The sequence below is a fragment of the Corynebacterium sp. c3Ub_189 genome (assembly GCF_039907195.1).
In the GTDB taxonomy this organism is placed as follows: domain Bacteria; phylum Actinomycetota; class Actinomycetes; order Mycobacteriales; family Mycobacteriaceae; genus Corynebacterium.
The window spans coordinates 1-3,091 of the sequence record NZ_JASBOF010000038.1 but is presented as its reverse complement, the minus strand read 5'-3'; the positions used below and the strand labels follow the sequence as shown (position 1 = coordinate 3,091).

The window sequence follows — 3,091 nt, the reverse complement described above, 5'->3', positions numbered from 1 at the left end:
CGGCTTGCACCGTTCAAGATTACTCAGACTCCCAATGCTTTCTTTACCGGAGCGAAGACAAAAAGAACTAATACAGCCGAGGCAGATGTCCTGGTGGAACGTCTTCTTTCCGTCTTGGGTGATTCGCAATATGTAGGAAAGACTATTGGCGTCATTTCGCTACTTAGTACTTCCGGCCAGGCGAAATATATCCAGGCACGACTTTTGGAAAAAGTTCCCCCCGAGGTGTGGGAGGAGCGCGAGCTAAAGGTTGGAAGCCCTGCTGACTTTCAAGGTGCTGAACGAGATGTCATATTCCTCTCGATGGTCCAGCCGTATACGCCGGGTGAACGCACGTCAACGTTGACTAAGAAAGAATACCTGCAGCGTTATAACGTTGCAGTTAGTCGCGCGAAAGACCAAGTTTGGTTGTTCCATTCTATTGGTTTCGACGAATTGAACCCAGTCGATATTCGTGCCAAGTTGTTGCAGTATGCCTACAGCGTTGCGGAGAAGCAGCCAGAGAAAACAGAATGTGTAGTAGTTCCGAACGATGAACGGGTTGAGCCCTTTGATTCGCTATTTGAGCAAAGGGTATATAACAGAATCATCGAAAAGGGGTTCAAGGTAATTCCGCAATTCGAAGAGTTTGGATACCGCATTGACCTCGTCGTTGAAGGCGCGCAAGGACGGCTTGCAGTTGAATGCGACGGTGACTATTGGCACAGTGATCAGAATGCTTTGCAGGATCAGCATCGGCAACGCGAACTGGAGCGTCTCGGCTGGACATTCGTCCGAATTTTTGAATCTGATTTCTATCTAGACTCGGACGAACAGATGCAAAAGGTGTGGGTGGCGCTAGATGAATTGGGTATCAAACCATTCGAGGCAGATGCACCAACCTTTGAGACTTCCGACAACGTCGAGATTGTCGAGGACGTCTATGCAGAAGACAATCCCATTGAAGTACAAAGTGGAGTAGAGGCCTTCCTCTCAACCGAAGAGGACCTTGAAGATGCTCTTTCGGAATCTGGAGAAGCCCATGATAAGCATGATCTAGAGATGGCAGAACAAGGCTCGGAGATTTTAACGCAGGGTTTTGAGAACAGCGATCTTCGAGAAGAAACACATCTCGACTTCTCTTTTCACGGTACGGAGCTAACTAAAGCCCCAGCTGAATATACCGCTTTCGAAGGAACGACTGTAGCGACAAATATCGCAACTGATGCTGAAGTCGCTCAAGGACTTCTTGAGATCTTGAGCGCTGAAGGCCCAATGTTGGGCGACTTCCTATTCTCTCGTTACGTAAAATCTAGTGGCGGCGTTCGTGTTACTAAGCCTGTCCGTACGATCCTTATACTAGTTTTGAATCGCTTAGTCCGAGATGGTTCGATAGCGATGGTGAAAAGACCAGACATAGAAGATCTGGGTCAGAGTACATTCTTTCTTCCTGATCATCCCCGGGTAGAGGTACGAACCCTAGGGTCGCGTTTGATCCATGATGTTCCCTACGAAGAGCTGCGGATGCATACCGCTAGAGGGTATCTTCGCGCGGGCATTCGCGACCGCGAAACTGTGATGCGGACAACACTTGAACTTCTAGGATTAAAGAAGCTCACGACGAAGACAGAAAACACCCTTCTTCCGCACTATCGATGGGTCATGGAAAATTTGGGTTCTTGATCGAAGATTGGTATCTGCCTTCGCCAAAAGTCTCCTTAGCTGAAAGGTTCTCTAGCTATGAGAATCCCTATTTAGCAAAAATCCCCAGCGCATCCCAGGCTAGCCAGCCTCCTTCTTGGAGGGTGAAGACCAGCTCGTTTTCACCTTCTTGCAAGGTGTTTTCTGGGAGCGCAAATTCGATTGCTACGGGGCGAAGCGAGGTCGGATCCCCGCTGGCATCGCCCTGGCGCGAACCTTGCGTTGCGCCTTGAGGGAGCTCCACTTGCTTATGAAAGTCATTAATCGTGACGTCGAGAATGCCGCCGAGCTTAGTAGTATCAATGAGCCACAAGGCAAGTGCAGTTTTCGCAGTGGGCTGGTTCAGGTTGACGGTCCATTTCAGCGTATAGGCCTTGCTGCCGGCCCACTTATCCCCGGGGCCGGGGAGGAGATAGGGGACGTCGGCGGGCGTAGCATCCGGTCCAACAGTGATTGTCTGGTCTGGATGCGCGGTGACGATCTTCTTGTAGTCCTTTGGGGAATACTGAAACTCCGTGCCCTTTCGGTCAAAGGAACCAATCGTGGCTAGCGCTGTGCCAGCAGTGACCGAAGGCAGGGAGGTAGACGTCGCTTTGCCAGAAGGAGAGGACTCAGCACCGGCAGCATCAACCACCTTGACATAATAAGACCACTTTTCACCGACAACATCGCGCCGGGAGTGGCGGAAAAAGGGAAAGATCGTCTTGCCCAACAGCACGTCTACGCCATTGGGATCAGTGCCGATGACGCGGTAGTGGTCCAAAACGACGTCCCAGGAGGCAGGCTCCCAGGTGACGTAATTTTCCATGAGCTGCGGTTCTGCCTGAACACCGGTTACGGCTGGCGGAGCAGCAACCGCACTAGGAGCTGGGGTAGAGGAATCCTGGTTAGAAGAGTTCTTGCGGGAAGAACCGCGGCGAGAGGAAGAAGAGGAAAGCGAGCTAAAAAGTCCCATGATGAATTGTCCTTTCGGGGTTTAGAGGAAGCGCAGCGTGTGCTCGCCGGCATTGGTGCGGAAGGAGAAAGCAGTCTCACGCGGGGCGGTATCATCACGCTCAATCCACGGTACGACGACGAATTCGGAATCAAGGTGCTCGCGGGAAGCGCGCACCTTGATGTAGCCACGGCGCTTATCCATGGCCTTCACATATGGCTTTTCCAGCCACTCGGTGCTCTTGGAGCCGGCGAAGCCATCGCCATCGGAAGCAATGGAAGTAGCAACCAATTCCACGCCTACAGGCTGGCCGGATTCAGATTGGATTTCGGCAGCGCAGTGCTGATGAATATCGCCGGTGAAAACAATCGGGTCACTGACCTTGGAAAGGGATTCGATAAGCCGGCGACGCGCTGCGGGGAAGCCGTCCCATTGATCGGTGCTATCGGCGATCGGCACGACGACCACGCTATTGAC

At 52.1% G+C, this 3,091-nt stretch carries 3 protein-coding genes; 1 reads left to right on the top strand and 2 read right to left on the bottom strand.

What is annotated here, in order from left to right:
• The coding region (locus QKD99_RS11335; protein ID WP_347951476.1) for an AAA domain-containing protein at positions 1–1,662 on the top strand (1,662 nt) is incomplete at its 5' end.
• Between the two features lie 67 nt (positions 1,663–1,729).
• On the opposite strand, the gene QKD99_RS11330 is transcribed toward QKD99_RS11335, so the two are convergent.
• Together QKD99_RS11330 and QKD99_RS11325 are read right to left on the bottom strand one after the other, a co-directional pair.
• On the bottom strand, positions 1,730–2,635 hold the full coding sequence (locus QKD99_RS11330; protein ID WP_347951475.1) for a polysaccharide lyase family protein: 906 nt from the start codon (positions 2,633–2,635) through the stop codon (positions 1,730–1,732).
• Positions 2,636–2,656: 21 nt separating this feature from the next.
• Positions 2,657–3,091, bottom strand: a 435-nt coding sequence (locus tag QKD99_RS11325) for an alkaline phosphatase D family protein (protein WP_347951474.1), incomplete at its 5' end; no start/stop codon positions are given.

Coding starts and splice junctions, on each gene's coding strand:
- QKD99_RS11330 (WP_347951475.1), bottom strand. CDS start 2,635: ATGGGACTTTTTAGCTCGCTTTCCTCTTCTTCCTCTCGCCGCGGTTCT.